14 protein-coding genes are annotated in these 17190 nt (G+C 63.0%); 4 read left to right on the top strand and 10 right to left on the bottom strand.

Annotated features, from left to right (window positions below):
- Positions 1-793 (top strand): YjbH domain-containing protein (locus VK519_RS07015; RefSeq protein WP_324348526.1); only part of this gene is annotated, 793 nt, incomplete at its 5' end.
- 3 nt (positions 794-796) lie between these two features.
- On the opposite strand, the gene VK519_RS07020 is transcribed toward VK519_RS07015, so the two are convergent.
- Positions 797-1912 (bottom strand): polysaccharide biosynthesis/export family protein, encoded by a 1116-nt coding sequence (locus tag VK519_RS07020; protein WP_324348527.1) that lies wholly within the window; start codon positions 1910-1912, stop codon positions 797-799.
- Positions 1913-2760: 848 nt separating this feature from the next.
- Between VK519_RS07020 and VK519_RS07025 the strand changes: the two genes are divergently transcribed.
- Genes VK519_RS07025 through VK519_RS07035 form a run of 3 tightly spaced genes read left to right on the top strand, consistent with a single transcriptional unit; the run spans position 2761 to position 6414 of the window.
- On the top strand, positions 2761-4209 hold the full coding sequence (locus tag VK519_RS07025) for an undecaprenyl-phosphate glucose phosphotransferase (protein WP_324348528.1): 1449 nt from the start codon (positions 2761-2763) through the stop codon (positions 4207-4209).
- Between the two features lie 52 nt (positions 4210-4261).
- A complete protein-coding gene (gene galE / locus VK519_RS07030; RefSeq protein ID WP_324348530.1) occupies positions 4262-5242 on the top strand; it encodes a UDP-glucose 4-epimerase GalE in 981 nt (326 codons plus the stop codon).
- A 2-nt stretch (positions 5243-5244) separates the two neighbouring features.
- Positions 5245-6414 (top strand): acyltransferase family protein, encoded by a 1170-nt coding sequence (locus VK519_RS07035; protein WP_324348532.1) that lies wholly within the window; start codon positions 5245-5247, stop codon positions 6412-6414.
- Positions 6415-6634: 220 nt separating this feature from the next.
- On the opposite strand, the gene VK519_RS07040 is transcribed toward VK519_RS07035, so the two are convergent.
- The 9 genes from VK519_RS07040 to VK519_RS07080 all read right to left on the bottom strand — a co-directional run.
- On the bottom strand, positions 6635-8113 hold the full coding sequence (locus tag VK519_RS07040; protein ID WP_324348534.1) for a right-handed parallel beta-helix repeat-containing protein: 1479 nt from the start codon (positions 8111-8113) through the stop codon (positions 6635-6637).
- Positions 8114-8128: 15 nt separating this feature from the next.
- On the bottom strand, positions 8129-8950 hold the full coding sequence (locus VK519_RS07045; protein WP_324348536.1) for a glycosyltransferase family 2 protein: 822 nt from the start codon (positions 8948-8950) through the stop codon (positions 8129-8131).
- Positions 8947-9435 carry a serine O-acetyltransferase gene (locus VK519_RS07050; RefSeq protein ID WP_324348538.1) on the bottom strand — a complete coding sequence of 163 codons (489 nt, stop codon included), beginning with the start codon at positions 9433-9435 and terminating at the stop codon, positions 8947-8949. Before VK519_RS07050 ends, VK519_RS07045 begins: the two co-directional genes overlap by 4 nt.
- Positions 9428-10657 (bottom strand): O-antigen ligase family protein, encoded by a 1230-nt coding sequence (locus tag VK519_RS07055; protein ID WP_324348540.1) that lies wholly within the window; start codon positions 10655-10657, stop codon positions 9428-9430. The genes VK519_RS07050 and VK519_RS07055 overlap by 8 nt, the downstream gene beginning before the upstream one ends.
- 67 nt (positions 10658-10724) lie before the next feature.
- Entirely contained in the window at positions 10725-11609 is an 885-nt protein-coding gene (locus tag VK519_RS07060) for a glycosyltransferase (RefSeq protein WP_324348542.1), read from the bottom strand.
- Position 11610: 1 nt separating this feature from the next.
- A complete protein-coding gene (locus VK519_RS07065; RefSeq protein ID WP_324348544.1) occupies positions 11611-13035 on the bottom strand; it encodes a lipopolysaccharide biosynthesis protein in 1425 nt (474 codons plus the stop codon).
- Between the two features lie 13 nt (positions 13036-13048).
- Entirely contained in the window at positions 13049-14287 is a 1239-nt protein-coding gene (locus tag VK519_RS07070) for a glycosyltransferase (protein ID WP_324348545.1), read from the bottom strand.
- Positions 14284-15516 carry a colanic acid biosynthesis pyruvyl transferase WcaK gene (gene wcaK / locus VK519_RS07075; RefSeq protein ID WP_324348546.1) on the bottom strand — a complete coding sequence of 411 codons (1233 nt, stop codon included), beginning with the start codon at positions 15514-15516 and terminating at the stop codon, positions 14284-14286. The genes VK519_RS07070 and wcaK overlap by 4 nt, the downstream gene beginning before the upstream one ends.
- A gap of 41 nt (positions 15517-15557) precedes the next feature.
- Positions 15558-17190, bottom strand: a 1633-nt coding sequence (locus VK519_RS07080; protein WP_324348547.1) for a polysaccharide biosynthesis tyrosine autokinase, incomplete at its 5' end; no start/stop codon positions are given.

Raw genomic sequence — 17190 nt, forward strand, 5'->3', positions numbered from 1 at the left:
CGCCTTCGTGCTGTACCAGGTCTACGGCGCAGCCTCCGGCACGTTCAACTTCAGCCGCAACCTGTGGCTCGACGGCGTACTTTCGGTGAACCTGGCCAACAACTACGACAAGTTCAAGTACGACGCGCCCAGCAACCTTCCGCGCGTGCGCACCGATATCCGCCAGTACCTGACCAGTTCCGACGTCACCATGCCGAACCTCCAGCTCACCGGCACCCGCCGGCTGGGCGAAGATCTCTACGGACTGGCGTACGCCGGCATGCTGGAAAGCATGTATGGCGGTGCGGGCGGTGAAGTGTTGTACCGGCCCTTCGGTGAGCGCTGGGCGGTGGGCGCGGACGTCAACTGGGTCAAGCAGCGCGGATTCGACCAGGATCTCTCGCTGCGCCGCTACCACGTGATCACCGGCCAGGCTACGGGTTACCTCGACACCGGCTATCACAACGTGACCGTGGCGGTCAGCGCCGGCCGATACCTGGCCGGTGACTGGGGCACCACCATCGATGTTTCCCGTGAATTTGCCAATGGCGCGCGCATGGGCGCCTACGCCACCGTCACCACCAAGTCCGGTGCCGCCGGTTACGGCGAAGGCAGCTTCGACAAGGGCATTTACGTATCGATCCCGTTCGACATGCTGCTGCCGCACTCTTCGCGCAGCCGGGCCACCTTGCTATGGGAGCCGTTGCTGCGCGACGGTGGCGCCCGCCTGAACAAGCGCTACACCCTGTACACGCTGACCAACGACCTGGACAGCGACCTGTTCGACAAGAACCTCGAGAAGATCACGCAATAGCCGCTACAGCTGGCTATCGCGGTCCAGGTCGTACTGGGTGTTGGCCGCGTTGCTGATCAGGCCCGACAGCGGCAGCAACTGGCTGAGGAGGCGATTCCAGCGGGTGATGCCGGCAGGTCCGACGAAAATCACATCGCCTGGCTTGACCGAAAATTGCGCAGCCACGGCGTAGGCCGATGGCGACGTGTTGTCGAGCTGGTAGATCGACGCGGGCGCCTTCTCCATGTCCTCGACACCGCGGATCACGTAGACGGACTTCCCGCTGGAGCTGACCTGGTTCAGGCCGCCGGATCGTCCCAGCGCCTGGGTGAGGCTGAGGTCGCTGGTCTTGAAGGAAATCGCCTGGGGACGCAGCACTTCGCCCAGCACATAGGCTTCGTGGCGATCGTTGTACGGCAGGTAGACGCTGTCGCCACCCTTGAGATAGACGTCCTGCGCGCCCTGCGGCGCGTGCGACAGGGCGTCCAGGTCAAGGTGGTATTCGTGCCCATCCCGGCGCAGCACCACGTCGGAGAGATCGGCCAGCTGTGCGTTGACGCCGGCAGTGCCCACGGCTTGCGCAAGGGTGAGCGGGGTCACCGTGATGTCCTGCGGGTCGGTCTTGACGAAGGCACCGCCCAGGGTCACCCGCTGGCTGGCATAACTGACAATGCTGATGTCGACCTGTGGTTTCTCCACGTACTTGGTCAGGCGGTCGGTGATCGCCACGCGCAATTCTTCCACCGTCAGGCCCGATGCGTGCAACAGGCCGACGTATGGATAGAACAGGGTACCGTCGGGGCGCACCAGGCGGCCATTGGCCGCCGTCTGCTGTTGCGAGCCGGCGGGCGAGGTAAGTTCCGGATGTTCCCAGACTGTGATGTACAGCGAATCGCCGGGGCCGATGCGATAGGAATCGGGGCGGTAGGCGATGAGGCTCGGATCGATGCCGGGCGCAGTGGCACTGGCCCGATCCATCGCGATCAGCTTCGGCGTGATAGGTATCAGCTGGTAGCGGCTGCCGGTGGCGCTTTGCTTGTCGTTCAACTCGCCGGTTTTCATGTGCTGGCCGGGCGCCAGGATGCAGGCATGCAACAGCAGGCAGCACCCGGCCAGACCGAGAGTTGGAAGGAACTTCATCTTGGGCGGGATCCTATGGTCGAGGCACCGTGGGGTCGGCAGGCCATCGACACACTAAAACCGATCGATCATTAACGGCAAGGGAATACGACTGGACATTTAGACGTCTAAATTTCCGCCAGTACGATCAATGAGTGCCTCCCGTACCGCCGGTTCCTCCCGTTCCTCCGGTGCCGCCCGTACCGCCGGTACCTCCCGTTCCATCGTTGCCGGTGCCGTTGGTATCGTTCGCAGTGGCGCCTGAGACCGCCGCCATGGCTGCGGTGCCGGGCCCTACGCGGGCGGGTGAAAGTGCGCCTTTTGCGGCCTGGCGCGCCTGGTCGGGATTGGCCACGCGTGGCCTGTTTTGGCTGTCCTGCGTACGCGCGGGCTGAGCTGCGGACTGTTGATCCTGTGCCCATGACGCAGCAGCCGCGACACTCGCGGCAAGAACTATGCTTGCAAGGAATAAGCGTCTCACTGTCGGTTTCTCCAGGCGATGAAAGATTCGATGAACAACACGCGCATGAATGCGTTCAGCAACACGCAGCGCATGTTCTATTCACTGCCAACGATCGTCGATGGTCAAGTAAACCAGCTGAACAACGGCGATTTTGCACTGTTTTTGTGATACGCCCCGCAAATTCTCGGTTGACGGATTGATGCTTTTTTCGTCGCGGCGCAACATGCATCATCGCAAGTAGAAAACGCGAACACATTGCAGGTCGAAGCCGGTTTGAATTGGTTTCGGTCGAAACGTGTTGGGCTTCGGTTGTGCCCCTCGGATGGGACGCACCGGCTCTACGGGGGGCACGTACCTGGACACGCCGGCACCGCCGGTGTTGGCAAGCTGGCACGAGGCACCTGTCATGCAATTGACAAAATTCAACGCGTTACTGGATCTCGAGCTCCGCGTGAGCGATCCACTTTGCGTGTTGGCAGCGGGCTACCTGGCTTATTTCGTCCGCTTCGACACCATGCGGATGAATGGCGTCTACGGCGTCGCGCTGCTCTTCCTGGTGATCACGACGATGGCGGCTTCGGTCGTCCTGAAGGTCTACGACCAGCCCCTTGGCGAGCGCCCGGTAAGCCAATACTGCTGCATTGCAGCAGCTTGGACGATGGCCTTCGCGACCATGATCGCGCTAGCGTATCTGCTCAAGGCGAGCGAGTTGTACTCACGCGGCTGGGTCTCGCTTACGTTCTTCCTCGGGCTGGCATTCCTCGCGTTCGTTCGACAGCTTGCCGTGGTGGCATTGCAGGACCTGCGTCGTCGCGGCGTCGGCATGCAACGCTGCCTCCTGATCGGCGCCACCGATGCAGGCATCCACATGGCTCGCGAAGCCGAGGCCAACCTCGGCCTTGGCATGAAGATCACCGCCTACGTCAAAACCCCTTACGACCTTGCCGTTCCCCCGGGTGTTCCCAGCGCCGGTTCGCTCACGAACATCGAGGAGATCCTTGGCCGCGGCGAGTGGGACCAGGTACTGCTGGCGCTGCCGGTTAGTGCAAACCGCGCCATCAGCTACGTGCTTGATCGCATGGACGAGCACGTGATGTCGGTGAAGTTCGTTCCCGACATGCTGGGGCGGAAGTTGATCAACCATCGAATGGAAGACTGCGCAGGGGTGCCTGTCGTCACCCTTCGCGAAAGCCCCTTGCTCGGCCATGCGTGGATCCTCAAGGCCTTCGAGGACCGCGTGATCGCGGGTTTGATCCTGCTCATGATCAGCCCGGTGATGTTATTGCTGGCCCTGGGTGTGAAGCTTTCCAGTCCCGGGCCGGTGCTGTATCGCCAGCACCGCGTGGGGCTTGATGGCAAGGAATTCGAAATGCTGAAGTTCCGCTCCATGCCGGTGGACATGGAGAAGGGCAAGACGGTGCAGTGGGGCAGTGCGCAGACCAAGACCACCACGCGTTTCGGGCGCTTCATCCGGCAGACCAGCCTGGATGAGTTGCCCCAGTTCATCAACGTGCTGCGCGGCGACATGTCCATCGTGGGCCCGCGCCCTGAACGTCCCATGTTCGTCGAGAAGTTCAAGAGCCAGATCAACGGCTACATGCACAAGCACCTGGTCAAGGCAGGCATCACCGGCTGGGCGCAGATCAATGGCTGGCGCGGTGATACCGACCTGGTCAAGCGTATCGAGCACGACATCTATTACATCAACCATTGGTCGCTTGGATTCGACCTTCGCATCATCTTCCTGACGATCTTCAAGGGATTCGTCCACAGCGAGGGGAAGGCGTCGTCTATTTTGCAGGTGCCCGAGGCACCGCTTGCCACGGCCGAACCCGTGGGCGAGGAACCCAGATAGGGAAACGTTGGTTCATTGCAATCGAATTCACTACCGTGAACTGGGGTATCGCTTGAAGGTTCTGATCTGTGGCGGGGCAGGGTACGTCGGTTCGCACATGGTGCGTTACCTGGTTGCAAGCCAGCATGAAGTGGTCGTTTTTGACGACCTGTCCACCGGACATCGGGAGGCGGTGCCGCCGGAAGTACCCTTTGTCCACGGGGATATCGGTGACGCGGCGCGGCTATCGCGGTTGTTCGCGGTGCATCGCTTCGATGCGGTCATTCATTTTTGCGCTCGCTCGCTTGTCGGCGAGTCCGTCATCGATCCCTACCTTTATTACGGCAACAACGTGGCCAACACGCTGGTACTGCTGGGCGCAATGCGCGACGCCCGTGTGGATCGGCTGGTGTTCTCCTCCACCGCCGCCGTGTTCGGCCACCCGCAGGCCGATGCCATCGATGAGACACACCCCACCGAACCGATCAATCCGTACGGCCAAAGCAAACTGATGATCGAGCGGGTGCTCGCCGATGCCTTCGTGGCCTACGGCCTGCGTTCGGTCGCATTGCGCTACTTCAATGCCGCCGGTGCGGATCCGTCGGCCTCGATCGGGGAGGCGCATGAACCTGAAACGCACCTTATTCCCAATGTGCTCAAAGCGGTGCTGGGGCAGGGTACGGCATTGAAGGTGTTCGGGGACGACTACAACACCCGAGACGGGACATGTGTGCGCGATTACATCCACGTGAACGACCTCGCGTCGGCACACCTGCTGGCGATCGAATACCTTGCGGGGAACGAGGGCGCATTCACCTTCAACCTGGGCAATGGCGAAGGCTTCAGCGTGCGCGAAGTGATTGCCGCCGCCGAGCGGGTGACGGGCCGCCCGGTACCGCACGCCATCGCGCCCCGGCGCCCGGGCGATCCGGCAACGCTGGTGGCGTCGAGCCTGCAGGCGCGCCAGCGCCTTGGCTGGAGGCCGTCCATGGCGAGCCTCGATGAGATTCTCGCCAGTGCCTGGCAGTGGCACCTGGAGCCCAACTGGCGTTGATCATGCAGGCCCGGCCAAAGGTCCAGCTCGATTTCATCGACGCGTTGCGCGGCATCGCGATCATCGGTGTGCTGATAAGCCATGCGCAGCGGAACGTGGAGATCTACCAGGCCATGGGCCACCAGGCGCAGATGTCGCCATGGCTTAGCCGTTATGCGGTGCAGGGTGCCCGCGGCGTGCAGCTTTTCTTCGTGGTCAGCGCCTTGACCTTGTTCCTTTCAGCCGGCAAGCGCGCCAGCGAGCGCAACGAGTGGCTGAATTTCTACCTGCGCCGGTTCTTCCGTATTGCGCCGATGTTTTACCTGGCTTTCGGCGTCTACTGCGTGGCACCGGCCTTGCTCAAGGGCCAGGCGTTCCCGCCGCTGGGTACGGTGCTTGGCACGCTGAGTTTCACCAATGGCTGGAGCCCTTCCTGGCTGCTGGGCGCCAATGACGTGGTGCCTGGCGGATGGTCGATCGGCGTGGAGATGTCGTTCTACATCGTCTTCCCGCTGGTATTCCTGGCGCTCAAGGATTTCCCCCGTGCACTCACGGCACTCATGTTGTGCCTGGTGCTGGCCGTGGGGGGATGGCCACTGTTGATACAACACCCGCCGATCGGCGATGCCGATTTGTGGGAACGCTTTGTGTTCGTCTGGTTGCCCAACCAACTGCCGATCTTCCTGTTCGGCATCTGCGCCTACTTCGTGATGTTCGGCCAGGCGGGGCGGCTGACTACGTTCTTCAGGCAAGCCGGGCGCGGCCTGAATGCGTGTCTGTTCATACTGGCCGTGGCCGTGCTGCTGGTGGCACCGCAATGGCTGGACGATCCACGCGCCGTGTTCCTGTATGGCGGCGCGTTCGCCCTGCTGGCGTTGTGCCTGTACTGGCGGCCTTATCGCTGGCTGGTCAACCGGCCGTTGCAGCACATCGGCAAGATCAGCTTCAGCGGTTACCTCACGCACTTCTTCATGCTGCAGGTGGCGCGCAAGCTCCTGGCGAAGGTCCACGCAGGCGATCACCTGAACCCCGACCTGTACTTTGTTGCCACGGTGTTGCTCGCCCTGGCGGGTACGGTGCTGGTATCGAGCGTGACCTATCGCTTGGTGGAAGTGCCCGGGCAGGCCCTGGGCAAGCGCCTGATCGAGGCACTGGCGGTGCGCCGCAAGATTGCAGCCACTCCCAGCTACTAAGTCCCGCAGCGTTCGAGGCGCGGGAGCCGCCGGGTGTCACCCCGGTCACTAAGTCCTCGTCGGGCTTCGCCCTCCTGCGGAAGCGTTCCCAGGGTGACACCCGGCGGCTCCCGTCGAGCCCCTGAGGTGGCCGAATGCAGAGCGGGGCTGCCCATGGCGTGTCGCTTGCCGCGGTGTCCCGCTCGCCCTACAACTAACCGCCTTCCTCCCCACGCGCCGGCTAAGTCACCTTGGCGATGAGTTCAAGGGCATTGGGCACGGGCTTCCCGCCGGCGAAACAAGACTTCACCAGGGCGTTGACTTGCGCGAGCGAGGGGCGGTGTTGCTTGAAGCGGTCGAGCATCTCTACGTTCGCGCGCGCGGCAGGTTCCCGATCGTTGCTGGCGTAGATGCGGTTCTCTCCCATTTGGGTTCGCGTGGCAAGCTGCATGTCCACGCCGGGGGATTGCGGCGACACCACGATGTTGTCGTGGATGGCCGTGCTGTTGGGAACCCCTTTCCAGCTGGTGGCCTTGAATACGGTGACCTGGGAGCCGGCCAGGGGCTTTTCCGGAATGATGATGATGTTGTTGTAGATCTGGCTACCGTCCACCGGCCCTGAGATGCGCAGCGAGGCGCTGTCGGTCTTGCGCAGGGCGTCGTTGATGCTCACGTTGAAGCGCACGATGGTGCCGGTGTTGCCGATATCACCGCCGCTGCGGCCGTCGTTGCATACCAGTGCCATGCCGCCGATGTTGTCATGGCTATAGTTGTACTGGATCACCGTGTTCCGGCATCGGAAATCCGAATCGTAGCCCTGGCCATCGGCAAAAGCCTTGTGATCGCTTACTTCGTTGTATTGCACCATGGTGTTGTCGCAATCGAACGGCCATATGCCGGCGGCGGCTTCGCCTCGCGGCAAGGCGCCGCAGCGGCTCACCGTATTGTGTTCCACCAGGGCCCCGTCGCAGCCCTTGACCAGGATGCAGTCCCCGGGGACCTCGCTGATGCGATTGCCGCGCACCACGACACCCGTGGCAAGGCCCCCGGTGCGGTTGCCTGCGCCCAGGAACAGGATGCCGTCGCGCTGGCTGCGCTCGATCGTGTTGTCGGCGATGGTCAGGCCCTGGTAGCGCGTGGCCCGGGTCTTGCCCGAGGCCTCCACCAGGATCGCGCTGCCGCCGCCCTGCTGCTTGATCGCCACGCCGTTGACGTCGTGGATGTGCAGGCCTTGCAGCACGATGCCGTTGACGATGCCAAAGTCCTGGTGGAACAGGTGTACACCGGTGCGCCGCGGGCCGGCTTGCGGCCCCTGGTTGGAGATCTCAATATTGCGCAGCGTCCAGTACTCGAGATTCTGCAGGCGCACCGTGGACGGGCCGCGGCCGTCGGCATGCAGGTGGGGCAGCGCACCACTGCCGTAGGCATCGACCACGATCGGCGCGCCGGCAGCTCCTGAGCCCTTCGGCTGGAACATCCCGGGGAAGTCGCCGCCGCGCTTGAAGAGAACCTGGTCGCCGGGGCCGAACTTGGCTTTGTTGAGCCTGTCGAGGCTGCGCCAGGCCTGCGCCTGGCTGCTTCCGTCGTGGGCGTCGTTACCGGCAGTGCTGTCCAGGTAATAGTGCTTGCCGGCCGCGGCGGCACGGGCGTTGTGCAAGGGCAGGGCTGCGAGGGCGCCAATGCCCCACAGCGATTGGACGATAAAGGTCCGACGATGCATGGTGGTTCTCCCGATTCAACGCCGTTCGCTCAATGAGTAGCGATAGACGCCTCCGTGCTTCCTCAGCATGTAGGCGAATCCGGCGAGGTGTTTGATGGCCAGCTTCGAGAACTTGCGCGTGCGCCGCTTGTAGTCGTGCACGATGGAAATTTTCTGGCAGTAGTAGTTGCGCAGGCCAAGCTTGTGGGTGCGCACGCAGAACTCGGCGTCTTCCGGCCCGAAGAAGATCCGCTCGTCATAGCCCATGAGCCGGGCCGCGACATCCTTGGTGAAGGTCTGGTTGGCACCAAGCACGTAGTCCACCTCGAGCGGATCGTTGCCGTCGTCGAACGGTGTGTCGAGCATCAGGTGCCGCTCCAGCTCCCTTTTCACGAAACCCAGCTTGCGGCTCACGGGAATGCGCGCGGCGATCGGCTGGTAGAAGCGCGGGAAGCGCCGGGTTGAATCCTGCCGGCTGCGATCGACGTTGAGCAACTGGAAGCCGACCACCCCGGCGTCGGGATGTGCCTTGAAGAAGTCCTCGACGATCGTGCCCGGATCCTGGGTGAGGAAAATGGTGTCGTTGTCCAGCGTCATGCAGTACCTGCCGCGCGACAGGAACAGGCCGCGGTTGCGGGCCGGACCCACGCCGAAATTACGCTCCAGGGGGAAATATCGGATCTGGGGCAGGGTGGCGACGAATTCGGCGCTGCCGTCCTGCGAGCCGTTGTCGACCACGATCACCTCGTCGCGGCTGAAATCGACCTTGTCCATCAACGAAAGCAGGCAGCGCTCGAGGTTCTCCCGCTCGTTCCAGGTAATGATGATGATCGACAACCTCACAACTACCGCGCTCATGACGGGTCTCCAGGGGGTTGGGCGCTGTCACGCAGCGAGGAGGGAGTAATGACCTCATTGGCTTTCACCACGGTATTGTCGGGAATCACCACCGGGCCGAAGATGCAGGCGCCGGTGCCGATGGTGACGTTGTCGCCGATCACCGGCGTGCCGTCGCCAGGCCAGCGATTGCCGATGCACACGCGCGCATACAGCGTGCAATTGGCACCGATCGTGGTCTTGCCATTCACGATCACGCCGAAGGCGTGGTAGATCACCAGCCCCGGGCCGATCGTGGCCGTGGTTGGCAGGTAACACTTGAAGACGAATTCGGCGACCTTCTCCAGCACGCGCAGCGGCGCGTGCAGCCAGGTGCCGCGGCTGGTGGCGATCAACCGGTAACTGAAGATCACCCAGAAGGACTGGTCGAGCATCCACCAGAGCATGCCGCGAAAGCCGGGGAGCGACTTGAGACGGCGGACATCGGCGCGGAAGTCGTCAAGCATGGGCAGGGTCCTGGCTGGGTGCAGGGGCCGGTAATTTCCGCCACTTGTTCCGTCTTATCCTGTCCCGCGCGGCGGCATCGAGCTTCAGCTGGGTGACACGCATATCGTTGCGCGCATAGAACATCCCGACGAAGAACCAGAAGTACGCTTCGTATCCGCTGAACTCGATGAAGGCCAGCATCAGGTAGCACACCAGGAAGGCCTTGATGTTGCGTTGCTGGCCCTCGGCCGGACAGAGCACGATGTGCGCCGCCACCACCAGGAAGAGCAGCAGCGACTGCACGCCCCCCTCGAGGAGGAACTGCAGGTAGATGTTGTGGACGTTGTTCTCGACGAAGGTGATGCCGGAGATCTGTTCCATCAGCGGCACGCCGTTGCCCACGCCGTAGCCGAGGATGTTCTGCTTCAAGGCGGTGCCGGCGCTGGTCCACAAGGCGAGCCGGCCGACATTCTTGTGTTCCAGGTTCGTCTCGGCCTGCAGGTTGAAACGGTCCAGTACCGGGATGTCGATCACCGACGACAACACCATCCCGACCACCAGCACGACCATCGCCATCGCCAGGAAGCTGTACAGGTAGTAGAAGCGCGTCTTGCGCGTGCGATAGGCCGCAATGCCGATCGATATCGCGACGCCCACCAGGCCCGCGCGGGAAAGCATGGTGGCGCTGGTCATCAAGGCGATGAAAGCCGCGATTGGATAGACGCGGGTGCCGAGCAGGAGGATCGAGAGCAATGCCAGGAGGCTTGCCTCGATGTTGCGTCCGCCCGTGGACATGTAAAGAATGCTCGATGCGGTTTCGCTGCGCGCATAGACCGCGCCAAGCTGGCCCGCGTAGATGGCATCGCGCACGATCAGGAAGACGATGCAGCAGCCGAGCATCCAGATGAAGATCTTGCGCAGCTCCACGTCATGCAGCTTTCGCCCGAACACCACGCCGAGGAAATAGGACGTCGCGGCGAACACGATGAGGGTGGAGCGAAGGCCTCCGCCGTAAGTGGCGGCCGCCGCCAGTGACGTCACCACCATCACGGCCAGGAACGCGGTCGCCGGGTTGAACTTCAGGTAACGCACTGCCGGGATGTAAAGCATCGGCATCAACAGCAGCAGGATGTGATAGACGTTGATGTGCGACTTGCTGGCGGTGCTGTGCGTCAGGGGTATTTGCACGAAGAGCATGGCCATCAGCACGATGGCGGCAGCGCGTGTCCTGTTGATCACCATGGGAACGCTCCGGCGCATGCCTGCGCGGCATGGCTGGTAAACCTGGCGGCGGGCATCGACTTCGCCATCAGCCGATCGCCACGCCGAAGAATTTATGCAGCAGGACTTTCACGGTCGATTTGTAGCCACCGAACGATATGTTGCGGGCGATCTCGGCCAGCGGAGGCCTCTGCCGGTTCATCACATACTGGATATTCCGGTGGTTGCGCTGCTGGTCGGCGCTCATCAGCCCAGCGTGCTTGGCGATGAAGCGCTCGCTTCCTTCGGCGCGCTTGCTCGAGTTGCGGATCCGCGCGCGCGAACGGTCGTCGTCGACGAAGGAAAGCATAGGACGCGTGCGCACGGCCGCGCCGTAACGATCAACCAGGCGTACCCACATGTCGTAGTCCTGCCACGATGGCATCGATTCGTCGAAACCGCCAAGCGCGCGCATCCGCGACAGCTCGGTCAGCACCTGGTTGCCGGCGAGGTTCGCGTACAGCAGTGCGGGCAGGGTGATGGTATCGACCCTGCCAAGCTCTGCGTCGCCGTACTGCCGTCCGAGCAACGATGCGATCTGGGCAGGCGCCTGGAAGTACTTGAAGCGGCTGCAGGCAAACGATGGCGAGTGGCGGCGATAGATATCCACCAGGCAGCTGATCCGCTGTGGGTGGAACACGTCGTCGTCGTCAAGCCCGGTGACGTAGGTGCCCACAGCCTGCTCGATGCAACGATTCCGGGCACGGCACGCTCCCTGAGGTGTGTCGTTGCGCAGATAGGTGAACTTGCCGGGATAGCGGCGGACGTAGCCTGCCACGACGTCCGCGGTATCGTCGGTGGATGCCTCGTCGCAGATCAGCACCTCGATCTCGGAATAGTCCTGCGCCAACACCGAGTCGACCGCCCGCCGCAGCAGCGCCGACCGGTTACGGGTGGGAATGTAGACGCTCACCAGGTTCGATTGCGCGTTCATCTCAGACGGCCACCGGATCGGCTTGTTGTTTGAAGAACACATGCCGGCCCCGCCAGATGACCCAAAGCAGCGGCGGCGTCACCAGGGCCAGGCGCACCACGCTTGCCTTCCAGTCGTCCGCCGGATACAGGGCCACGGCCAGCATCAGGAAGGCATAGGGTGCGAAGCTTTCCACCGTCCAGGCGCTGAAGAACTCGCGCGCGGTAAGGCTGATGATCTTCGAGGAGAAGAAGTAATACGACAGCACCGTGGCCAGTACCTGGCTGGCCGCCAGCGCCACCGCCATGACCTCGAGCGAGCGCGACAACGCGCCGGCCACGGCCACCAGCAAGGTGATGCCGCAGATCCTTATGTTCCAACCGAACTCGATGTCCGAGCGGCCCAGGCTCTGGCTCAGTGCGCCGATCAGCGAGCCGAGCGGACGCAGCATGCCGAACAGCAGCATCAACGGGATGAGTTCCGACACGCCGGTGTAGCGATGGCCATAAAGGATCGTCACCGCCGGCGGCGCGAATACGCCTAGCATGATGAACACGCTGGCGCTGAAGATCGACACCGCGCGAAGGCCCGTCAGGTAGATCTGGCGCATCGCTTGCCGGTCGTTCTGGCGCATGGCGAGCCTCGGCAGGGCGAGTCGCTGTACCACCGGCATGATCAGCTTGGTCGGTTGAAGCACCAGTTCCTTGGCCAGGGAATATACGCCGAGCGAGGCCAACCCTAAGAATTTGCCCAGGATGATCTGGTCGGCCTGGCTACGCAGCTGGTTGATTACCTGTGATCCAAGCTGGAATGCGCCGTAGCTGAGCGCCTGGCGGATAATGCCGCGATCGAAACCACGGCCAGGGTGCCAGTCGCGCTCGGCAACGGCGACGAAACAAAGCAGGCGCACCAGGCTGTTGACGATCATCGCGTACACCGCCGCCTCGATCGAGGCGCCGTAGGCGAAAACCAGCACCAGCAGTGTGGCCAGGCCGGATATCCGGCCGACCATCTCGATGCGCGCGAGCCTGGGCAGCTGGAACGACTTGATCAGGCTGGCCTGGTATTGCGCCGCCAGCCCCAGCAGCACGAAATTGACGGTGGATAGCCGGAGCAAGTGGCCCAGTACATCCGAGCCATAGAAGTAGCCAACACCGTAGGAGATCCCGAACAGTACCAGCGCCGAGGTAAGGCCGAGCCCCACGCTGATGATGAACAGCGACGTGCGCTCCGGACGGCTGATGTCCTGTCGATGGATCAGGTAGCTGCTCAGGCCCATGTCCTGCAACAGCATGGCGATCGCGTTGACCACGTTGACGATCGCCAGCGCACCTAGCAAGTGGGCATCGACATGGTGGGCAAGTACCGCAATCTGAAGCAGCTGGCTCGCCGCACTCACCATGGCCGACCCGGCAGTCCAGAAGGCATCGCGTCTGGCGGAGATCATCTGCGATATCTTCCTAGGTGAGCTGGGCGGCGAGCTGGTCGTGCAACCGGCTCTGGTTGAAATGCGTTTCCACCGTGGCCCGCGCGCATCGCGCGATCGCAGGCAGGTCGAAGTCGCCACGCTGGATGCGGGCCAGCTTGTCGGCCAGGGCAGCGACGTCGCGTTCGGGCACCAGCCAGCCTGATCGACCGTCGTCGATCAACTCGGGAATACCGCTGTGCACGGTGGACAGGCAAGGCACGCCGCTTGCCATGGCCTCCATCAGCGACACGGGGATGCCTTCCTGGTCGCCATCGGCCGCCGTTACGCTGGGCAGGGCAAATACATCGGCGCGACCGAGCGCTGCCTGCACGTACGCCTTGTCGCGCCGCCCACGGATGGCAATCCGTCGGCCCAGATCCTGCCCGGCGACGAACTGTTCCAGCTCCTGTTGCAGCGGGCCGTCTCCAATGACTTCAAGCTCCACCGGGATCCGACTTTGCGCCAGTTGGGCCACGGCCTGGCACAGGTAGATCACGCCTTTCTTCTCGACCAGGCGCGCCACGCAGACCACGCGTAATGGGCGCTCTTTGGATGGTGTGGTGTCCTTCGGCGGCTGGAAACGGAAGCTGTCCAGGTCCACGCCCATCCGGTGCACCTGGATCTTCTCAGGCTTGCATCCCAATGCCTGGAGCTTGCTTTCCCAGAGCGTGCTGATGGGGAGCATCCGTTCGCCGCTGGCGAACAATCGCTGGTAGTCGCCGCCATGCCGCGCCAGCACGCTATGGCGGGAAAGGTCGTAACCGTGGAACACCGTATAGAGCGGACCGTCGAGCAAACCCAGCGCGCGCAGGTTCGCGGCCAATACACCGGTCGGCCCGAAGTGCGCAATGATCGCCCGCGCCTTGAGCGGCTGTCGCAATCGCCGTACCGCGCCGGCAAGCACCAGCGTTTTCGCGTTATGGCCGTAACGCCGCACGGACAACGCCCTTCGCACCCGGGCGTGGGGCAGGCCAGGCAATACCTGGCGCAGGCGTCCCAGCAGGATTTGCCAGCTTGCCGCCCCGCTTGCCGAATGATCGAAGATGAAGGTGGCGCGGTCCATCAATCCGCGCGTAGCCACGATGTCACCGGCCTTGGGCGCCGGACCCCGGCTGATCGCCAGGATGCGCACATCGAAGCCGCGGTCGAGCAGACCCACGATCTGATCGATGACGAACGTCTCGGAGTACCGGGGGAATTCGGGAAGGACGAACAGGATCGGCACGGTCATGGCCCGATCGCAAGCGTGGCGAGCAGGGACTCCCGGGCGAAGGCTTTCTCGCGCGCAACCGCCGTCGCCACCCTTGCGCGCAGCGTGTCGTCCTGGAGCAGGGCCAGTACCTTGCGGCGTAAGCTGCCGTCCAGCAACGACGGTACCGGCACCGCCAGGTCGTCCACGCCGAGCCTTTTCATGATGCCCTCGGACTTGTGCTCGTAATTGAGCGCCACCGAAGGCGTGCCGAAGTTCATGGAGATGATCGCGCTGTGCAGGCGGGTACCGATGGTCAGGACGCAGGCGCCCAGACGGTGTCCGAGCTCGATGTCGTTGAGTTCGTTCATCTCGACATGGAAGCTTTCCGGATGGCGCAACCGTGCCCCGACCTTGAGCGCGATCATGCGATCGTCCTTGGGGTAACCGTCGATCGCCGTGCAGGTAGAAAATGCAGCGACCCGGTAGCCGGCCTCGATCACCGCATCGAGGAGTTCGGCGAAGGCGGTTTCGTACTGTTCCTGGGTCACGCCAAGGCGCTTGTCGAACGGCGCCAATTCACGGAACGTCACCGCCACCGTCGGCTGCGCGGTGTCGACCGTCGTGGGCGTCCCCGGATGCACCAGCCACGCCGTGTCGGATGTCCAGCGCACCTTGTCCTGCGGGATTCCGCCATCAGCCATGTGGTGTGCGCTTACTTCTTCACGCAGGGCAAGTGCGTTCACCCGCTGCATCACGTCCTGCGATACCTTGCGGAAGAACGCGTGGTTGAACGGGCCCACGCTGTGGCCGATCAGATAGGTTGGCCGTTCCGCGAGCAGGGCGCAGCTGACCTGGTCGTACTGGGTGGCACCGTAAAGATCGACGAAGAATGAACCACCCACCTGGATCACCAGGTCGTATTCCTTGAGCGAATCGATGTATTGGCGGTGATGCCGCGGCAGTTTCAGCCAGCGGCTCCACCAGCGTCTTCGCAAGTGACCGTGCAGCAATCTTGGTACCAGCCTTCTGAGCAGCCGCGAACGTACCGAGCCCAGGCGCTGTTTTCCCGCGTCCTGGTAATAGCGGTTCAGCACATCGGGCAGCAGCGCGCGGCCCAGCAGGTACTGCGAACTGGTGGGAAAGCGGCTGGTGACGTCGATCCGGCTTTCCGGCAAAACGTCTTCCAGGCACTGCAGCAGGCCGCGCAGGATGGCGCAGTCGCCGCGGTTGCCGCAGGTATGGTTGCCGACGATCAGGATGCGCGCCATGGTGCTCGATTCATGCAGTGCCCCTTGCCCAGGGAGGCGGTTCAGGCCGGGTCGGCCTTGTACTTGTAGTAGGCATAAGTGGAATAGCCCGACGAACGACGCTCCACCGCGTTGAAGATCGCACCCTTCAGTTCCACTCCGTTGTGTTCGAAGCGTTGTTTCGCCAGGGCCAGCTCACGCGCCTTGTTCAGGCCAAAACGGGCGACCAGCAGGCTGGTGCCGGCGTGGTGGCCGATCACGGCGGCGTCGGTGACGGCGAGGATCGGCGGGGTATCGATGATGACGAGGTCGTAGGCCGCCACCACGTTGGCGATGAACTTGGTGAAATTCTCATGCATCAGAAGCTCCGACGGATTGGGTGGCACCCGTCCGCGGCTGATGAAATCGACGTTCGGCAAAGGGCCCTGCTGCAGCACCTGCGCAAGCTCCGCACCGCCTACCAGCACGTCCGAAAGACCGTGGGGAGGCTTGATTCCCAACAGATGATGCAGGGTGCCGCGGCGCATGTCGCCATCGACCAGCAACACACGCTGGCCTGCCTGTGCGATCACCGCGGCAAGGTTCGCCGAGATGAAGGTCTTGCCGGCGTTGGGGCTGGAGCCGGTGATCATCAGGACGTTGTTCTTTGCCTCGAGCCGGGCGAAATGCAGGCTGGTGCGCAGGCTGCGGATGGCCTCCACCGCGAGGTCCGCTGGATCCGTCATCGCAAGCAGGGGACCGCGGCCATGTCGGTGCCCGTTGAACGAGCGGGAATGCTGGCTGGAACTCAAGGGAACCGAGGCGTAGACCGGCAGGTCGAGGTCCTCGATGATCGAGGGGTCCTCGATGCCGCGGTTGAGGATCTGCTTCAGGAAGACGAAAGCCAGCGCCACGAAGCCGCCCAGGAAGGTGGCGATGACGATGATCAGGATCTTGCGCGGCTGTACCGGCTGGGTGTTGTCCACGGCGGACGTGTCGACGATGCGGACGTTGCCGACAGTGCCGGCACGGGCGATATCCAGTTGTTGTGCCTGGTTGAGCAGGCTCGTGTAGGTATTGCTGGTGACCTGCACGTCGCGGTTGATCTTGAGAAGTTGCTGCTGGGTGTCGGGCAGGCTGCCAACCTGCTTCTGCATCTGGTCCTTTTGCGCCTGCAGCTGGCCCATCTGCTGCTGCAACGCCTTGTAGGCCGGATGATCGTGGGTAAAGCGCCGATCGATGTCCGCTTCCTGCAGGTGCAACTGCTGCAGGTTGGTCTCCACCGCCACGATCTGGTCAAGCAGGCCCTTGGTCTGCATGCTGAGGTCGACCGAGTGGGTCTGGGTCTGGAACCTGTTCATCGCGTCCTGCGCCTTGTCCAGGTCCTGGCGCACCTTGGGCAACTGGTCCCTGACGAACTGCAGCTGGCTGGCGGCCTCGGCGGAGTTGCGCTCGACATTCTGGCGAACGTAGGCCGTGGTGATATGCGCCAGCACCTGCTGCGCAAGCACGGGGTCGGCGTTGTTGTAGGTCAGGCCGATGATGCCCGAGTCGGTGCCTTGCTCCAGCGCCACGACGTCCGTCTGCAGGTGGCCGATGGTGGTCAGCGGTGTCTGCTCAACGACATCGAAGCGCGTACCCGGATTCGCCGTGAGTCGCTTGATCTGCATCGTCACGCCGCGGCCATGAACTACTTCGCCGACCGTGCCCTCGAGG

The sequence above is a fragment of the Pinirhizobacter sp. genome (genome assembly GCF_035317885.1).
Lineage (GTDB): Bacteria > Pseudomonadota > Gammaproteobacteria > Xanthomonadales > Rhodanobacteraceae > Pinirhizobacter.

Coding starts and splice junctions, on each gene's coding strand:
- VK519_RS07020 (WP_324348527.1), bottom strand. CDS start 1,912: ATGAAGTTCCTTCCAACTCTCGGTCTGGCCGGGTGCTGCCTGCTGTTG.
- VK519_RS07025 (WP_324348528.1), top strand. CDS start 2,761: ATGCAATTGACAAAATTCAACGCGTTACTGGATCTCGAGCTCCGCGTG.
- VK519_RS07035 (WP_324348532.1), top strand. CDS start 5,245: ATGCAGGCCCGGCCAAAGGTCCAGCTCGATTTCATCGACGCGTTGCGC.
- VK519_RS07040 (WP_324348534.1), bottom strand. CDS start 8,113: ATGCATCGTCGGACCTTTATCGTCCAATCGCTGTGGGGCATTGGCGCC.
- VK519_RS07045 (WP_324348536.1), bottom strand. CDS start 8,950: ATGAGCGCGGTAGTTGTGAGGTTGTCGATCATCATCATTACCTGGAAC.
- VK519_RS07050 (WP_324348538.1), bottom strand. CDS start 9,435: ATGCTTGACGACTTCCGCGCCGATGTCCGCCGTCTCAAGTCGCTCCCC.
- VK519_RS07055 (WP_324348540.1), bottom strand. CDS start 10,657: ATGGTGATCAACAGGACACGCGCTGCCGCCATCGTGCTGATGGCCATG.
- VK519_RS07060 (WP_324348542.1), bottom strand. CDS start 11,609: ATGAACGCGCAATCGAACCTGGTGAGCGTCTACATTCCCACCCGTAAC.
- VK519_RS07065 (WP_324348544.1), bottom strand. CDS start 13,035: ATGATCTCCGCCAGACGCGATGCCTTCTGGACTGCCGGGTCGGCCATG.
- VK519_RS07070 (WP_324348545.1), bottom strand. CDS start 14,287: ATGACCGTGCCGATCCTGTTCGTCCTTCCCGAATTCCCCCGGTACTCC.
- wcaK (WP_324348546.1), bottom strand. CDS start 15,516: ATGGCGCGCATCCTGATCGTCGGCAACCATACCTGCGGCAACCGCGGC.